This is a genomic window from Paracoccus alcaliphilus, assembly GCF_028553725.1.
GTDB classification, from domain to species: Bacteria; Pseudomonadota; Alphaproteobacteria; order Rhodobacterales; family Rhodobacteraceae; genus Paracoccus; species Paracoccus alcaliphilus.
In genome coordinates, this window is the sequence record NZ_CP067124.1 from 3,413,445 (window position 1) to 3,430,201 (window position 16,757).

Below are 16,757 nucleotides of genomic sequence, written 5' to 3' on the forward strand. Positions count from 1 at the left end.
ATCCCGGGGGTCCGGGGGCTGGCCCCCGGCCCGTCCTCAGCCCTTCAGCGCCGCAATATCCGCCGGCGCGCCGACATTGCGCACCGTGGCCTCTTTCGTGATCCGCCGGATCATGCCGGACAGCGCCTTGCCCGCGCCGATCTCCCAGAACTCGACCACACCGGCGCCGGCCATATTGGCGATCGATTCGCGCCAGCGCACGGTGCCGGTGACCTGCTCGACCAGCAGGCGGCGGATCGCGCCCGGCTCGATCACCGCCTCGGCGCGGACATTGGCGATCAGCGGCACGGCGGGCGGCTGGATATCAACCCCGGCCAGCGCATCGGCCATCACCGCCGCCGCAGGCTGCATCAGCACCGAATGGAACGGTGCCGAAACCGGCAGCATCATCGCCCGCTTGGCCCCCGCCGCCTTCAGCGCCTCGGCGGCACGCTCGACCGCCTCCCTGTGGCCCGAGATCACCACCTGAGAGGGGTCGTTGTCATTGGCCGCCTGAACCACCTCATCGCCCGCCACCTCGCGCGCGATCCGGTCAACGGTCTCGAAATCCAGCCCAAGGATCGCGGCCATGGCGCCCTGCCCGACCGGCACCGCCTCTTGCATGGCCTGCCCGCGCAGGCGCAGCAACCGCGCCGTATCCTCCAGCGACAGCGCCCCCGCGGCACACAGCGCCGAATATTCCCCCAGCGAATGCCCGGCGACGAAATTCGCATCCAGAATGTTGAACCCCTCGGCCTCCATCGCGCGGAACGCCGCCATCGAGGTCGCCATCAGCGCGGGCTGGGCGTTCTGCGTCAGGGTCAGGGTCTCGATATCGCCGTCCCAGATCAGCGCCGACAGCTTTTCATCCAAAGCCTCATCCACCTGCTCGAAGACATCGCGCGCGGCGGGATAGGCTTCGGCCAGTTCGCGCCCCATGCCAACGGTCTGCGCCCCCTGCCCCGGAAACACGAAAGCCCGCATCAAAAACCCTTTCGTCATGTGACTGTTCCCCTTGGGCATATCGCGCGGCTGGTAACACCGCAACCAAACCCCGCCCGCACATGACGAAAAAGGGGGCCCGAAGGCCCCCGATCATTCCATTTCCGGCCTGAAAGGGCTCAGCCGACCAGTTCAAGGCCCGAGAAGAAGAAGGCGATTTCCTGCGCGGCGGTTTCCGGCGCGTCCGAGCCGTGGACCGAGTTTTCGCCGACCGACAGCGCGAACTCCTTGCGGATGGTGCCCTCGGCCGCATCGGCAGGGTTGGTCGCGCCCATCACGTCGCGGTTCTTTGCAATCGCGCCTTCGCCTTCCAGCACCTGCACGACGACGGGTTCAGAGGCCATGAACTCGACCAGCTCGCCATAGAAGGGGCGTTCCTTGTGGACTTCATAGAACTTGCCGGCCTGCTCGGGCGACAGCTTGATGCGCTTCTGCGCGACGATGCGCAGGCCGGCATCCTCAAACTTGGCATTGATCTTGCCGGTCAGGTTGCGACGGGTGGCGTCGGGTTTGATGATCGAGAGAGTGCGTTCGATAGCCATTGGGGGCCTTACCTTGTTGCTCATGTGGCGGAGAATACCGCCGATTGAAACTGCGCCGCCCGGTTAACAGGCTTGACCGCGCCGGGCAAGCTGCGGCAATGCCTTGGAGCGGGCCGTCTGCATGTCGGGCGGGCAAATTTGATCTGCTGTGTTTTCAGACTCTGTGATTTCGTGATTTCGACATAACTCTGCGCTATGTTGCGCCGGATTGATGCGGGGTGCCGTCTTTATGCAACCGATTGTCAAAGGCCGCTATCGGGGCCGTCTGGCCCAGTCCGCGGCCGATATCCGCGCCGCGCAGGCGCTGCGCTGGCTGTGCTTCGTCGCCCGCAATGGCGATGCAGCCACCCGCGACGATCTTGACCGCGACGATATGGACGACAGTTGCCAGCACATGCTGGTCGAGGATCGCGACAGCGGTCAGCTGGTCTGCACCTTCCGCTTTCTGCCGCTGTCGGGCGGGCACGAGATCGGGCGCAGCTATTCGGCGCAATTCTACAACCTTCGCAGCCTCGAAGGCTTCAACGCCCCGATGGTCGAGATGGGGCGGTTCTGCATCCATCCCGAATGGCGCGATCCGGGCATCCTGCGCATCGCATGGGCCGCCATGACCCGCTTTGTCGATGACAACGGGATCGAGATGCTGTTCGGCTGCTCCAGCTTCATCGGCACCCGGCCCGAGGAACATGCCGAAGCCTTCGCCATGTTGCGCGAACGGCATCTGGCACCGCGCCGCTGGTGGCCACGGGTCAAGGCGCCAAATGTGTTCCGCTTTGCCCGGGCGCTGGCCCGCAGGCAGCCCGATCCGCGCCGCGCCATGGCCGCGATGCCGCCGCTGCTGCGCAGCTATCTGGCGATGGGTGGCTGGGTCAGCGATCACGCCGTGGTCGATCCGGCGTTGCAGACGATGCATGTCTTTACCGGGGTAGAGATCCGCGCCATCCCCGATTCGCGCAAGCGCCTGCTGCGCGCCGATGCGGTCTAGCCCACCGCCGTCAGATCCGATCCCGTCGGGACGCGCAACGCCGCCACCGCTGCCGCCAGCGCCAGTGTCAACGTCATCATCGAGGCCAGGGTGCGAAAGCCCGCCGCCTCGGCCTCGGCCAGCACCAGACAGATCGCGCGGTGACGCAGGTGCATTTCCACCCCCGGATCGCAGACCGCGACCAGCCTTGCATCGGAACGCGGCAGTGAGGTGACGAAACGCCGCAATTCGTCGCTGATCGGAGAGGTCGCGATCAGCAGCAGCGCATCGCCGGCCCGGATCGCCTGCAATCCGGGCAGATCGCCTGCCGCGCCATGCAGCACCTGCGGCACTTCCATCCGGTCCCAGCCATGCGCAACCTGTGCGGCAATCGGAAAACAGCGGCCAAAGCCGATGGTATGGACCAGATCGGCATCGGCAAGCAGTTGTACGGCAGCCTCGAAACGATCGGGCATGATGCTGTCGGCCATGCGATCCAGTGATTCCCGCGCCGCGCCAATGAAATCGGCCAGCAATTGCACCGACTGCCCCTGTCCGCGGCTGCGCAGCTCGGCCAGACGCTGGGTATAATCGGTGCGCGGCATCTCGAAGGGGCTGCGGAACAGTTGCCGCAGCTGGGCATAGCCCGAAAACCCCATGACCTGCGAAAACCGCACCACGGCCGAGGCCGGCACCCCCGCGCCACGAGCGAAATCGGCCACCGTCGCCTGCGCCAGCCGCGCCTGATGCCGGGCGGCGTAATCGGCGCATTGCCGCAAGCGGCGCGGCAGGGAATCGTGAATTTGCCTCAGCCTGTCATTGAACTGATCAGCGCTCAGCGGCGGGCCGCCGTCCATTCCTGCCCCCAAAAACATGAACTCGTTACGTTATGAGCAAGATAGTGCCGATTGCCGTCGCGTGTTACCAGATGATTTAATGCAACCTATTGGCGATCAATGTTTTTCTTCGTTCAATCAATCGGATAGGGTCAGGCTTTGCGCTGCCAGCGGCCCGTTTCCTCGGACCAGTATTCGGCCTGAACCCCTGCCGAGGTCAGCGACCGCCATTGCCCGCGTGCGCGCTGGACCGCCGACGAATCACCACCGTCGAAAATGATGCAGCTGCGTTGCAGGATCTGGCATTCCTCGGGGGCGATTTCGGCCCCGTCCACGGCCATCAGACAGCCCGCCTTGTTGGCCGCCGCGCCATGCCGGCCGGCGATGGTCAGCAGCACCGGCTGGCGGGCATCATGCGGCCCGCCAGCCAGCCCATGCGGCAGGAAACCATCGCCCTGCCACAGATGCTGATCCAGATATTCGGCGCGATCCGGCGCGGCGCTGCGCAGCTCCACCCGCCAGCCCGCCGCCAGCGCCTTGCCGATCAGCACTGGCAGCAGCGCCTCTGCGGGCGAGCGGGTCAGATGATAGAACAGCGCATTGCCCATCAGGTCACTTCGCCTCGAAACGGTCGCGCACCAGACGGTCCAGCGTCATCACGCCCCAGCCGGTCGCCCCCTTCGGCGCCAGATCCGTGGCCGAGGGCGGCAGCGCCACCCCGGCGATGTCGATATGCGCCCATGGCTGCCCCTTGCGGACAAAGCGTTGCAGGAACTGCGCCGCCGTGATCGAGCCCGCCGGGCGCCCACCGGTATTTTTCATATCGGCCAGCCGCGACTTGATCAGCTTGTCATAGGCCGGGGCCAGCGGCAGACGCCATGCGCCCTCGCCCTCGGCCCTGGCGGCGGACAGGATCTGGCCCGCCAGCGCATCATCGTTGCAAAACACCCCGGCATTGTCATGCCCCAGCGCGATGATGACCGCCCCGGTCAGCGTCGCAAGGTCGATCACCGCCGCAGGCTGAAAGCGGGTCTGCGCATACCAAAGCACATCGGCCAGAACCAGCCGGCCCTCGGCATCGGTATTGATGACTTCGATCGTGTCGCCCTTCATCGACTTCACGATATCGCCGGGACGTTGCGCGCGCCCGTCGGGCATGTTCTCGACCAGACCGACCAGCCCGACCACGTTCGCCTTGGCCCGGCGCAGGGCCAGCGTGCGCATGACGCCCGCCACGACACCGGCACCGCCCATGTCCATCGTCATCTCTTCCATGCCGGCGGCGGGCTTGATCGAGATGCCGCCGGTGTCGAACACCACGCCCTTGCCGACCAGCGCCAGCGGTGCCTCGTCGCCGCCGCCGTTCCAGCGCATGACCACCACCTTCGACGGCGTTTCGCTGCCCTGCCCCACGGCCAGCAGCGCGCGCATCCCCAGTTTTTGCAGCTCGTCCTCGTCCAGAACCTCGACGGTCAGGCCGATTTCCTCCATCGCCTTCAGCCGGTCGGCGAAATCGCTGGTGGTCAGGACGTTGGCCGGTTCATTGATCAGATCGCGGGTAAAGAACACCCCTTCGGCCACGGCGGCGGCATGGGTGGCCAGCTTGGCCTGCGCCTCGGGATCGCGGACCATGAAGGTCACGCGGGCGCTTTCCCCCACGCGCAGAGAAGCATCGCCTGCCGCATCCGCTCCGGTCTGCGCATCCGTCAGCCGGGCATCGTCAGCCGCGCCCTGACGCGACACGGCCTGCGGCGGCTCGGCCGGGGTGTCGGTGGCGGTGTCGGGTGCCGGATCATCCGATTCCCCCGCCCCGGTCTGATAGGCCGAAAAATCATAGCCCCGCAGCGCCAGCCCCAGCGCGACATCCTGCGCCCGCCGGTGCCCGCCCGCCAGAACCAGCGTATGCACCTTGCCCAGACGTGCGCCGATGGCGGCACCGGCGCGGCGCGCATCCTGCGCGGTCGAGGAAGGCGGCAGCCAGATCAGTTGCAGCGCCTCGGCCTTCATCGCGGCGGGAAAGGCCAGTTCCAGCACGCCGCCCGGCTTCATCGCCTTGCCCTGTTTCGAGGCCAGCGCCCTCAGCGCGGCCTCTCGTGCGGGGCGGGGCAGACCGGCGGGCAGACGTCCACCCGGCCCCAATATCAGCGCGACCCGCCCTTCATGCCCGGCCAGTTTATCGGTGGCGGTTTCGACGAAGGTGATCTCGACAGGCTGGGTCATCCGAAGCTCCTTACAATGCTGGCGCGAAGCCTAGCCATGTCGCGGACCCTTTTCCAGAGCCGCCCTTGTCGCTAATCAGGGCAGACCACCCCTTGCGCAAAGGCCCCTGTCCCCGCAATGCCCCGGATCGACCGCTATATCCTCGGCCAGATGCTGACGCTGTTTGGCTTTTTCGCGCTGGTGCTGGTGTCGGTCTATTGGATCAACCGCGCAGTCAGCCTGTTCGACGATCTGCTGAACGATGGGCAGACGGCGCTGGTGGTGCTGGAATTCACCATGCTGACGCTGCCGCTGGTGATTTCGGTGGTCCTGCCGGTCGCGGCCTTCGCGGCGACGGCCTATGGCACCAACCGGCTGGCAGGCGAATCCGAGATGGTGGCGATGCAGGCGGCGGGTCTGTCGCCGTGGCGGCTGGCGCGGCCGATTCTGGTCTTTGGCCTGTCGGTCGGGATCATGGTGACGATTCTGGTGCACGGGCTGGTGCCGCTGGCCCGTGAAAGACTGGCCGAGCGTCAGACCGAGATCGCCGAGAACGTCACCGCGCAGTTCCTGCGCCCCGGTTCCTTCCAGTATCCGACCGACGGCATCACGCTGTTCATCCGCGACATCGCCACCGATGGCCGCCTGCTGGACCTGTTCATCGAGGACGCGCGCAACCCCGACAACCAGATCACTTATACCTCGGAAGAGGCGCTGGTGGTGCGCACCGATACCGGGCCGGTGCTGGTGCTGTTGCAGGGCATGGCGCAGACCCTGCGTTATCAGGGCGGGCGTCAGAATCTTGCGGTCACCCGCTTTTCCGAATTCAGCTATGACATCGGCGAGATGATCTCGTCCAGCGACCGGCGCGGGCGCGATCTGCGCGATTATTCGACCTGGCGGCTGCTGACCCCCGATGCCGAACTGCTGGAGGCCACCGGCCGCACGCCCCCCGATGCCCGGCGCGAGGCGCATGAACGGCTGGCCCAACCGCTGCTGGCGCCCATCGCCGCCATGATCGGCTTTGCGACGCTGCTGATCGGGGGGTATTCGCGCTTTGGCGTCTGGCGGCAGGTGTTCTGGGCCATCCTCGGGCTGATCGCGGTGCAGTTTTTGACCAATGCCGCCGCCAATGCCGCCGGGCGCGATCCGGCGATGTGGCCGCTGCTGTATCTGCCTGCAGCCTTCGGGGGGGCGCTTTGCGTCCTGCTGCTGTGGCTGGCGGCGCGGCCGCGACGATTGCCGGGATCTGCGGCTGGCGGGGTGCGGACATGATCCTTGCGCGCTATGTCGCCCGCCGTTTTCTGCGCAGTTTCGGCCTGATCGCCGGGGTATTCCTGCTGGTCCTGCTGCTGATCGACATGATCGAGATGATCCGCCGCTTTTCAGACCGCGATATCGGCCTGTCGGGTGCGGCGGGGCTGGCCGGGCTGAACATCGCCGGCAGCTTCTATTCGATCCTGCCGCTGATGACGGTTCTGGGCGGGATCGCGCTGTTCCTGGGGCTGGCGCGCAGTTCGGAAATGGTGGCGATCCGGGCCTCGGGGCGGTCGGCGCTGCGAGTGATCGCCGCGCCCGCCGTCACCGCCGCGCTGGTGGGGATGCTGGCCGTGGGGCTGCTGAACCCGCTGGTCGCCGTGACCGGCCAGCGCTATGACGAGGCCGTCGCCGCCATCGAAAGCAATGGCCGTCAGACCGTCTCGATCGGCGACAGCGCGGTCTGGATGCGGCAGGCGGTGCTGGAACGCGGGCAGGAATCGGGCCAGATCGTGATCCGCGCCGCCCGCGCCAGCCCGGAAGGCACCACGCTTTACGGCGCCACCTTCACCCTGTTCGACAATGAAAGCGGCCCGGTCCGGCGGATCGAGGCGCGCGAGGCCCGGCTGAAGCCCGGTGAATGGCAACTGACCGGCGTGACCGATTATCCGCTGGATCAGCCCAATCCCGGCGCCTCGGCCCGCAGCAGCGCAACGCTGACGCTGGCCTCGGACCTGACCGCGCAGCGCATCCGCGAGGGCTTTGGCCGCCCCGAGGCAATCCCGGTCTGGCAATTGCCCACCTTCATCGGCGGGATGGAACGGGCGGGCTTTTCCGCCGCGCGCCACAAGGTCTGGTTCCAGATGGAGCTGGCCCGCCCGCTGCTGATGGCGGCGATGGTGGTGATCGCGGCGGCCTTTACCATGCGGCATGTACGCGGCACCAGCACCGGCGGCGCGGTGCTGATGGCCTTCGGTTCCGGGATCGGACTGTTCTTTCTGCGCAATCTGGCGCAGGTTCTGGGCGATAACGGACAGGTGACCCCGATGATGGCGGCATGGGGTCCGCCGCTGGTCGGGCTGCTGCTGGCCCTTGGGCTGATCCTGCAACGGGAGGACGGATGACGGGCCTTGCGCTGAACCGGCTGAGACGCGCCACCGCGCTGGCGGGGCTGACGGCGGCGGCCTTGCTGCCGCCGACCCTGCCCGCCTTTGCGCAGCAGGTGATGGATGAGATCTCGGGCAGCGCCCAGTCGTTGCTGTTCAGGGACGATGCCGAGCCGGCGCTGGCCCCGACCGCCAACCGTCTGGGGCACATGACCTATGGCGACCGCACGCCGACCGCCTTCGATCTGGAAACGGCCGAGCCCAGCCGCAACGTGACCCTGCCCGGCACCCCATCCGGGGAAGGCAGCGCCGCCACTGTTCTGGCCGACAGCGTGACGCTTCAGGGCGACCGCACGCTGATCGCGTCGGGCGGGGTGGTGGTCTGGCATCAGGGCACGCGGCTGGTGGCCTCGCGGATCGTGGTCGATGGCGAAACGCGGGCACTGACAATCGAGGGTCCGATCCACCTGACGCGACCCGACGCGACCGATGCCGATTCCGAGGCGATCCTGATCGCCGATTCCGCCCAGTTGGACGGCGAATTGCAGGACGGCATCATTCGCGGCGCCCGGCTGGTGCTGGCCCGCGAACTGCAACTTGCCGCGCGTGTGGCCGAGCGCAGTCAGGGCGGCCGTTTCACCGAATTGCGGCAGGTCGTGGCCTCGTCCTGCCAGATCTGCGCCTCGGACCCGACGCCCCTGTGGGAAATCCGCGCCAGATCCATCCTTCACGATGCCGAGCAGCGCATGATCCACCTGTCGCATCCGCAACTGCGCGCCTTCGGCGTGCCTCTGGGCGGGCTGCCCTTTACCGTCACCGCCCCCGATCCCACGGTCGAGCGAATGTCGGGCTTTCTGCAACCGCAGTTCCGCACCACCTCGAAACTGGGCTTCGGCATCAAGCTTCCCTATTTCCAGACGCTTGGCGATCACGCCGATCTGACGATCACACCCTATCTGTCGGCCAGCCGCACCCGCACGCTGGAACTGCGCTATCGCCACGCCTTCCAGACCGGCGCGATGGTCTGGAGCGGCGCAGTCACCCGCGACGACATCAATCCCGGCGAAACCCGCGGCTATCTGTTCGGCAATGCCATGTTCGAGCTGCCGCGTGGCTATACGCTGGGGGTGCAGGTGCAGACGGCCAGCGATCGCGGCTATCTGCTGGATTACGGCGTCGCCGATGCCGACCGGCTGTGGAGCGGGCTGACCCTGACCCGCGTGCGCCGCGACAAGATGGTGTTCGGGCGGGTCGGCAATTACCACTCGCTGCGCGATGACGAAGATAACGCCACCTCTCCGGCGCAGGTGGCCGATGTGCTGTGGCTGCGCCGCTTCACCCCCAACCTGATCGGCGGAGAGGCGCTGATGGAATGGTCGGTCCACGCGCATCGCCGCCCCTCGGACGACAACGGTCCAAATGGTCGCGACATGGCGCGGGGGTCTTTCGGGCTGGACTGGCGCCGGTCCGAGATCCTGCCGGGCGGCGTGCTGGGCGCGGCACTGATGGGGCTGGACGCGGATATCTATCGCATCGCGCAGGACAATGACTTTGACGATCTGGTCACCCGCATCGACCCGATGATCGGGGTCGAACTGCGCTGGCCGCTGATCGGTCACAGCGCGGGCGCCACCCATCTGGTCGAACCGGTCGCGCAGATCCTGTGGTCGCCACGCGGTCAGGACGACGACATCCCCAACGAGGACAGCCGCCTGATCGAATTCGACGAGGGCAACCTGTTTTCGGACAACCGCTTTCCCGGCTGGGATGCGCGCGAAACCGGGCTGCGCGCGAATCTGGGCATCAGCTGGACCCGGATCGACCCCGCCGGGTGGTCGCTTGGCATGACCGCCGGCCGGGTCTTTCGCAGCCATCACGAGGAAAACTTTCCCGATGGATCACCTCTGGCCGGGCGCAAATCCGACTGGCTGGTGGCGGCCAATTACGACAGCGGCAAGGGGCTGGCGCTGGTCAACCGCTCGCTGTTCAACGATTCGCTGGAATTTTCGCGCAACGAATTGCGGGTCGGCTGGCTGCGCGAGGATCTGCAACTGTCCGCCGGGCATCTGTGGATCGACGGCGATCAGGACGAGGGCCGCACCAGCGATATCAACGAGGTGACGGCGAATATCGGCTGGCAGATCGCGGATGGCTGGTGGGGATCGGCGGAAACACGCTATGATTTCTCGGCCGAACGGGCGCAGCGGGCTTCGCTGGATGTGACCTATCGCAACGAATGTCTGGCACTCGAGATGGGGCTGAGCCGCCGTTTCACCCGCACCGATACGGTCACGCCGGAAACCAGCTTCGATCTGTCGGTGCGTCTGGGCGGCTTCGGGGCGCAGAAAGTCGGTCCGGGCACAGTGGCGCGTCGCAGTTGCTTGCGTTAGTCTGGCGCGAAAGAACGAATTGGGGGCAGCAGATGCGGCATTTCCTTTCCAGCATCGCCTTGGCGGCGACGATCGGCCTCGGGGCCCCGGCTGCGGGCTGGGCGCAGAACCTGTTTCAGCCGGTGGTCTATGTCAATGACGGCGCCGTCACCCGCTATGAGATCGACCAGCGGGTGCGATTCATGCGGCTGCTGGGCGCGCCCAACACCACCGCGGCCGAGGCCGAAGAGGAGTTGATCAACGACCGGCTGCGCCTTTACGCCGCCCGGTTGCGGGGAATCGAGGCATCGGACGAAAGCGTGCAGCGGGGGCTGGAGGAATTCGCCAGCCGCGCGGGCATGAGCGCGGATGAATTCACCCAGGCTCTGGCCCAAAGCGGGATCGAACGGCAGGTGTTTCGCGATTTCGTCTCGGCCGGGATCGTCTGGCGCGGCGTGGTGGGCCAGACGGTGCTGCCCATGGTCGATGTCAGCGATGCCGAGATCGATCAGGAACTGAAGCGCCGGATCGAAACCCCGATCATCACCCGCGTTCTGTTGTCGGAACTGATCATCCCCGCGCCCGAAGGCCAGGAAGGTCAGGCGATGGAGATCGCCACGGGCATCGCGCGCTCGAACCCGTCCAGCGCGCAATTCGCATCAGCCGCGCAGCAATATTCCGCCGCTCCTTCGGCCGAGGCAGGCGGACGGCTCGAATGGGTCAATCTGGACAACCTGCCGCCGACGTTGCGCCCGGTGATCCTGTCGATGGCCCCCGGCCAGACCAGCCAGCCGCTGACGGTGCCGGGCGCGGTGGTGCTGTTCCACATGCGCGATCAGGCGGGCACGCTGCGCCCGGGCGCGCGCGAACAGGTGCTGGACTACATGACGCTGCGCATGGGTTCAGCCTCCGAGGCCGCCGCACTTGCCGCCCGGCTGCGCTATTGCAACGACCTCTATCTGCAGGTCAGCCCCGAGGCCTCTGCCCAGATCCAGCGCCAGACCCTGTCGCAGAACCAGATCCCGACGCTGATCGCCACGCAACTGGCCTCGATGGACCCCGATGAGGCATCGGTCGTCAATTACGGCAACGCCGCCGATCTGGTGATGCTGTGCTCGCGCCAGCCCGCGCTGCTGGCCTCGGGTTCGGGTGATGACGATATCGCGGTTACTGCCGAAGCCCCCGACGGGGTCGAGGCCGCGGTACCCAGCCCCGACGGCCTGCCCGACCGCGAATCGGTGCGCAGCGAGTTGTTCAACCGCAAGGCCAATGCCGCCGCCGACGCCTATCTGGCCGAGTTGCGCGCCGATGCGGTCATCCGCCGCCCATGAGCCCGGCCCGCCAGCCTGCGACGCCCCGCATCATCCTGACCTGCGGCGAACCTGCGGGCATCGGCCCCGAACTCGCCCCGCTGGCACTGGCCGGCGGGGTCGATTTCCTCTGGCTGGGCGATCCGCGCCACCTGCCCGCAAACACCGCTTTCACCGAGATTTCGAACCCCGCCGATCCGGTTCCCGCAGGCCATCTGCCGGTGCTGCGCCACGATTTTCCTGGCCCCGCCCGCCCCGGCCAGCCCGACCCGGCCAATGCCGCCGCGGTGATCGAGGTCATCGCCCGCGCCACCGATCTGGTGATGCAGGGACAGGCCGCCGCCATCACCACCCTGCCGATCAACAAGCAGGCGCTGAAAGAGGGCGCGGGCTTTGCCTTCCCCGGCCATACCGAATATCTGGCGCATCTGGCGGGCGATGTGCCGGTGGCGATGATGCTGGCCTCGACCACCATCGACCCGCCCTGCCGGGTGGTGCCCGCCACCATTCATATCCCGCTCGAGGACGTCCCCGCCGCGCTGACGCCCGAACTGCTGGAACAGGTGATCCGCATCACCCATGCCGCGATGATCCGCGATTTCGGCATCCCCGCCCCGCGAATCGCGCTGGCCGGGCTGAACCCGCATGCGGGCGAAGGCGGCACGATGGGCAGGCAGGAACAGGACATGATCCGCCCGTTGGCCGAACGCCTGCGCGCCGAGGGCATCACGCTGACCGGCCCCCTGCCCGCCGACACCATGTTCCACGCCCCGGCCCGCACAGGTTACGACGCCGCCATCTGCACCTATCACGATCAGGCCCTGATCCCGATCAAGACGCTGGATTTCGCGGGCGGTGTGAATGTGACCCTCGGCCTGCCCTTCATCCGCACCTCGCCCGACCACGGCACCGCCTTCGATATCGCAGGCCTGGGTCGCGCCGATCCCACCTCGACCATCGCCGCCCTGCGCACGGCCCGCGACATGGCAGCAAACCGCGAATGACCCATCTTTGGTGTAAAAATATCCCGGCGAAAGCTTGCCGCCTCGCGCGACGCCGGCTCGTGCACTCCCCGGCCTTGCCCCGATGAGCACGATCGACAACCTGCCCCCGCTGCGCGACGTCATCTCCCGCCACGAGCTGCGGGCGAAAAAGCAGCTTGGCCAGAATTTCCTGCTGGACCTGAACCTGACCGCCAAGATCGCGCGACAGGCGGGCGACCTGACACAATGCGACGTGCTGGAAATCGGCCCCGGCCCCGGCGGCCTGACCCGGGGCCTGCTGGCCGAAGGCGCGCGCCACGTCCTCGCCATCGAAAAGGACAGCCGCGCCCTGCCCGCTCTGGCCGAGATCGCCGCGGCATATCCGAACCGGCTGACGGTCATGCAGGGCGACGCGCTGAAGATCGATCCGCTGCCGCATCTGACCCCGCCAATCCGCATCGCCGCGAATCTGCCCTATAATATCGGCACCGAATTGCTGATCCGCTGGCTGACACCGCCGGAATGGCCGCCCTTCTGGGATTCGCTGACACTGATGTTCCAGAAAGAGGTCGCCGAACGGATCACGGCCCGGCCCGGCTCCAAAGCCTATGGCCGACTGGCGCTTCTCGCCCAATGGCGCTGCGAGGCAAGGATCGCCATGATGCTGCCACCCGAAGCCTTCGTGCCCGCCCCCAAGGTCCATTCCGCCGTGGTCCACCTGACGGCCCTGCCCCAGCCGCGCCATCCCGCAGATCCGGCGGTCCTGTCGCGCGTCACCGCCGCCGCCTTCAACCAGCGCCGCAAGATGCTGCGCGCCAGCCTGCGCGGCCTGCATCCCGACATCGAGCCGCTGCTCGAATCGGTGGGCATCGCCCCCACCGCGCGCGCGGAAGAGATCGGCCTGCAACAGTTCTGCGCCCTCGCCACAGCCCTGAAACAGGCAGGCCCCGGCGCATCACGCTGACAGCCTGCGCCCCGGCAGAGGGGGCAAGCCTCGCCAACCCCGTCGAGGGGTTGGCGAGGCTGGGGGCAAAGCCCCCGCGCATATCCGCACCCTTTGAGATGACAAAGGCCCGCCGGATCATGGCGGGCCTTGTTATCTGGTCGTTTGGAACCTGGGCGACGCCTATTCGGCAGCCCCGCCGGTCGTGCCGTTTCCGGCGGGCTCGCCCTCGGCGGCCGGTTTGCGGCGGCTGCGCGTGGTGGTGGTCGAAGTGCTGCGCGGCGTACGGGCGCGGGGCGTCCGGCTGCGGGCGGGCTTTTCGCTGGTCTCGGGGGTCTCGACCCGCTCGGGCTCCTTGCTGGGCTCGTCGGCAAGACCGGTAGCCTCGACGGCATCGGGCAAGGCGGCGCTGGTACGGCGGCGGGGGCTTTCCCGGCGCGGACGCGGCGAGGGCTTGGCCTCGGGTGTGTCGGCAGGCTCGGCAGCGGGCGCAGTCTCCACTTTCGGCAGCGGCGTTTCCGCAGCGGCTTCCTGGGACGGTTGATCCGCCACACTCAGATCAAGCTGTTCCTGCGCCTCACGCGAAGCGGTTTCGCGGGGGGCATTCTCGCGCGCGGAGCGGTCGCGGCCATCATTCTCGCGCCGACTGTTTTCGCCGGAACCGCCATCGCGGGCAGCATGGTCACGCTGGCCGTTTTCGCGCGGTCCACTCTCGCGCTGCCCATTCTCGCGCTGGCCATTCTCGCGGCTGTCATTGCCGCCCTCATCGCCATGCTGACGCTGATGCTGATTCTGCTGCGCCTGACGCTCGGCCATCTCGCGCTGCGCCTCGCCCAGCATCCTTGTGTAATGCTCGGCATGCTGCAGAAAGCTCTGCTCGGCCACGCGGTCATTGGACAATTGCGCATCGCGGGCCAGCGCCAGATACTTGTCGATGATCTGCTGTGGCGTTCCACGCACCTTGCCCTCGGGACCCGAGCTGTCAAAGACGCGGTTAACGATATTTCCCAGCGTACGCTGGCGGTTCGACTTGTTGCGCGAACGGGATTTCGATGATCTCATCAGTCTGTCTGTATATGTTCCAGAATTGTCTGGGTTCCAGGAAGGTCTGGACGGCGAAGGCGGCAATGGCGGCATCACCGCGACTTACCGTTCAGCCCGGCTTGAACCTTGCAAGGCGCATTTCGCACCCGTTCGGCATCTGCTGTGTCAGGCTGACTGCGCGGAGGCCCAACGGCCCCGGCACGCGGCTGAATAATCACGCGCAGAGGCACATGACAAGGGAAAACTGCAAAAAATCACGCGATCCTGCAAGAAAACATCCGTTTCAGTCGTCGAACCGCGCCAGAACCACACGATCGCGCCCATCCAGATCGGCGATCAGGCGGGTTCCCGCACCTGCTGCGCGGAATATCGCCTGCACGTCGCGACCCTGCCGATGGCCGATCTCGACCAAAACATGCCCGTCCGGCGTCAGATGATCCGCGACCCCGGCGGCGATGTGGCGATAGGCGCTCAGCCCGTCGGCGCCGTCGGTCAGGGCCAGATGCGGCTCCCACTCGCGGACCTCGGGGGCCAGATCGCCCATCTCGGCCAGCGCGATATAGGGCGGGTTGGACACGATCAGATCGAAGCGCTCGCCGATGGCGGAAAACCAGTCCGATTGCCGGAATGTTGCGCTTACCCCGATCAGATGGGCATTGCGCCGCGCCACATCAAGCGCGGCGGGCGAAATATCGCAGCCCAGACCACGCGCGCCCACCCGCGCCGCCAGAAGCGAGACCAGGATTGCCCCGGTCCCCGTCCCCAGATCCAGAACCGAATCCCACGGCAGGTCCAGCGCGGCCCCGATCAATGCCTCGGTCTCGGGCCGGGGGTCCAGCGTGTCGGGCGTAACGATGAAGTCATGGTCCCAGAAGGCGCGGCGCCCGGTGATCTGGCTGACCGGCTGACGCCGCGCGCGCGCATCAATCGCGGCATCAAAGGCGGCGATCAACTCGGGACAGGCGGGTTCCTGCAAATGCGCCGCCAGATGATGGCGCTTGACCTGCGGCCCCAGAACCTGATGCAACACATGCAGAAACAGCGCCGAGGCATCGCGACTGGCATCATCCACGCCCGCCGCCTCCAGCCGGTCCTGCGCCGCCAGACACAATTCCATCCCGGTCGGCATCAGGTTTCGGCTGCCAGTTGCGCGGCCTGGTCATGGGTGGTCAGCGCATCGATGATCTCGGACAGATCGCCCGCCATGATCCGGTCCAGCGCATAAAGCGTCAGATTGATGCGGTGATCGGTCATCCGCCCCTGCGGAAAATTATAGGTACGGATTCGCTCGGACCGGTCGCCCGACCCCACCTGCGAACGGCGGTCGGCGGCGCGTTCGGCATCGGCCCGGCTGCGCTCCATATCGTAAAGCCGCGCCCGCAGAACGGCCATCGCATTGGCACGGTTCTGATGCTGCGACTTCTCGGAACTGGTCACGACGATGCCGGTGGGCAGATGCGTGATCCGCACGGCCGAATCGGTGGTGTTCACATGCTGCCCGCCCGCCCCGCTGGCGCGCATGGTATCGATGCGGATATCGCCGGACGGAATGTCGATATCGACATCTTCGGCTTCGGGCAGCACCGCCACGGTCGCAGCCGACGTATGGATCCGGCCGCCCGATTCGGTCTCTGGCACCCGCTGAACGCGGTGAACGCCCGATTCGTATTTCAGCCGGGCAAAGACCCCCTCGCCCTCGATCCGGGCCATGGCCTCCTTCACGCCGCCCAGCTCGGTTTCGGCCAGTTCCAACAGCTGGAAGTTCCAGCCCTGCGCTTCGGCATGACGACGATACATCGCCAGCAGATCGGCGGCGAACAGCGCCGCCTCCTCGCCTCCGGTGCCGGGCCGGATCTCGACGATGGCCGGGCGCGCATCGGCGGCATCCTTCGGCAACAGCGCGATCCGCAACCGCTGCTCCAGCGCGGGCAATTCGCGATGCAGCCGGGCCAACTCATCCTCGGCCAGCTCGCGCATCTCGGGATCCGCCAGCATCGCCTGAGCCTCGGCAATGCCGTCACGCACCGCGCGCCATTGCCCGATCTCCTCGACCACCGGCTTCAGCCCGGCATATTCGCGGCTGATCCTGGCGATCTGATCGGGCGCTGCCCCGGCATTCAACTGCGCCTCGAGAAACTCGAAGCGGCGGGTGATCTGATCAAGACGGTCTTCAGGCAACATGACCCGGAATTACCGCCGCAGCCCCCGCACGGCAAGAACCAA

General features: G+C 66.8%; 15 protein-coding genes. 7 read left to right on the top strand and 8 right to left on the bottom strand.

Going from position 1 to position 16,757, the window contains the following annotated elements; all coding sequences use genetic code 11:
* Positions 1-36 precede the first annotated feature (36 nt).
* A complete protein-coding gene (gene fabD, locus JHW40_RS17670; RefSeq protein WP_090614725.1) occupies positions 37-963 on the bottom strand; it encodes an ACP S-malonyltransferase in 927 nt (308 codons plus the stop codon).
* A gap of 137 nt (positions 964-1,100) precedes the next feature.
* Positions 1,101-1,523: a nucleoside-diphosphate kinase gene (gene ndk / locus JHW40_RS17675; RefSeq protein ID WP_090614722.1), complete on the bottom strand. Its 423-nt coding sequence runs from the start codon at positions 1,521-1,523 to the stop codon at positions 1,101-1,103.
* A gap of 229 nt (positions 1,524-1,752) precedes the next feature.
* Here ndk and JHW40_RS17680 point away from each other — a divergent pair, with 229 nt between their 5' ends.
* Positions 1,753-2,508, top strand: coding sequence for a GNAT family N-acetyltransferase (locus JHW40_RS17680; protein WP_090614780.1), 756 nt, complete (start codon positions 1,753-1,755; stop codon positions 2,506-2,508).
* On the opposite strand, the gene JHW40_RS17685 is transcribed toward JHW40_RS17680, so the two are convergent.
* The 3 genes from JHW40_RS17685 to JHW40_RS17695 all read right to left on the bottom strand — a co-directional run bounded on the left by JHW40_RS17685 (position 2,505) and on the right by JHW40_RS17695 (position 5,543).
* Positions 2,505-3,344, bottom strand: coding sequence for a MurR/RpiR family transcriptional regulator (locus tag JHW40_RS17685; RefSeq protein ID WP_170851890.1), 840 nt, complete (start codon positions 3,342-3,344; stop codon positions 2,505-2,507). The two genes, JHW40_RS17680 and JHW40_RS17685, sit on opposite strands and share 4 nt — an antisense overlap.
* Positions 3,345-3,475: 131 nt before the next feature.
* Positions 3,476-3,931 (bottom strand): DNA polymerase III subunit chi, encoded by a 456-nt coding sequence (locus JHW40_RS17690; RefSeq protein ID WP_090614717.1) that lies wholly within the window; start codon positions 3,929-3,931, stop codon positions 3,476-3,478.
* Between the two features lie 4 nt (positions 3,932-3,935).
* Entirely contained in the window at positions 3,936-5,543 is a 1,608-nt protein-coding gene (locus JHW40_RS17695) for a leucyl aminopeptidase (protein ID WP_090614715.1), read from the bottom strand.
* Positions 5,544-5,660: 117 nt separating this feature from the next.
* Between JHW40_RS17695 and lptF the strand changes: the two genes are divergently transcribed.
* The 6 genes from lptF to rsmA all read left to right on the top strand — a co-directional run bounded on the left by lptF (position 5,661) and on the right by rsmA (position 13,511).
* Complete coding sequence (lptF, locus tag JHW40_RS17700) at positions 5,661-6,797, top strand: LPS export ABC transporter permease LptF (RefSeq protein WP_090614712.1); 1,137 nt, start codon at positions 5,661-5,663, stop codon at positions 6,795-6,797.
* Positions 6,794-7,903, top strand: a complete 1,110-nt coding sequence (lptG, locus tag JHW40_RS17705) for an LPS export ABC transporter permease LptG (protein WP_090614777.1) — start codon at positions 6,794-6,796, stop codon at positions 7,901-7,903. Before lptF ends, lptG begins: the two co-directional genes overlap by 4 nt.
* A complete protein-coding gene (locus JHW40_RS17710) occupies positions 7,900-10,275 on the top strand; it encodes an LPS-assembly protein LptD (protein WP_090614709.1) in 2,376 nt (791 codons plus the stop codon). Before lptG ends, JHW40_RS17710 begins: the two co-directional genes overlap by 4 nt.
* A gap of 32 nt (positions 10,276-10,307) precedes the next feature.
* Positions 10,308-11,585, top strand: a complete 1,278-nt coding sequence (locus JHW40_RS17715; RefSeq protein ID WP_090614706.1) for a peptidylprolyl isomerase — start codon at positions 10,308-10,310, stop codon at positions 11,583-11,585.
* Positions 11,582-12,568: a 4-hydroxythreonine-4-phosphate dehydrogenase PdxA gene (gene pdxA, locus JHW40_RS17720; protein WP_090614704.1), complete on the top strand. Its 987-nt coding sequence runs from the start codon at positions 11,582-11,584 to the stop codon at positions 12,566-12,568. Before JHW40_RS17715 ends, pdxA begins: the two co-directional genes overlap by 4 nt.
* Before the next feature lie 82 nt (positions 12,569-12,650).
* Positions 12,651-13,511, top strand: coding sequence for a 16S rRNA (adenine(1518)-N(6)/adenine(1519)-N(6))-dimethyltransferase RsmA (gene rsmA, locus JHW40_RS17725; RefSeq protein ID WP_090614701.1), 861 nt, complete (start codon positions 12,651-12,653; stop codon positions 13,509-13,511).
* Between the two features lie 162 nt (positions 13,512-13,673).
* On the opposite strand, the gene JHW40_RS17730 is transcribed toward rsmA, so the two are convergent.
* The 3 genes from JHW40_RS17730 to prfA all read right to left on the bottom strand — a co-directional run bounded on the left by JHW40_RS17730 (position 13,674) and on the right by prfA (position 16,715).
* Positions 13,674-14,552 carry a DUF4167 domain-containing protein gene (locus tag JHW40_RS17730; protein WP_244519285.1) on the bottom strand — a complete coding sequence of 293 codons (879 nt, stop codon included), beginning with the start codon at positions 14,550-14,552 and terminating at the stop codon, positions 13,674-13,676.
* 265 nt (positions 14,553-14,817) lie between these two features.
* The gene (gene prmC, locus JHW40_RS17735; protein WP_244519284.1) at positions 14,818-15,663 is read right to left on the bottom strand and encodes a peptide chain release factor N(5)-glutamine methyltransferase; all 846 of its coding nucleotides are present in this window, start codon (positions 15,661-15,663) and stop codon (positions 14,818-14,820) included.
* On the bottom strand, positions 15,663-16,715 hold the full coding sequence (gene prfA / locus JHW40_RS17740; protein WP_090614698.1) for a peptide chain release factor 1: 1,053 nt from the start codon (positions 16,713-16,715) through the stop codon (positions 15,663-15,665). Before prfA ends, prmC begins: the two co-directional genes overlap by 1 nt.
* Positions 16,716-16,757: the final 42 nt, after the last annotated feature.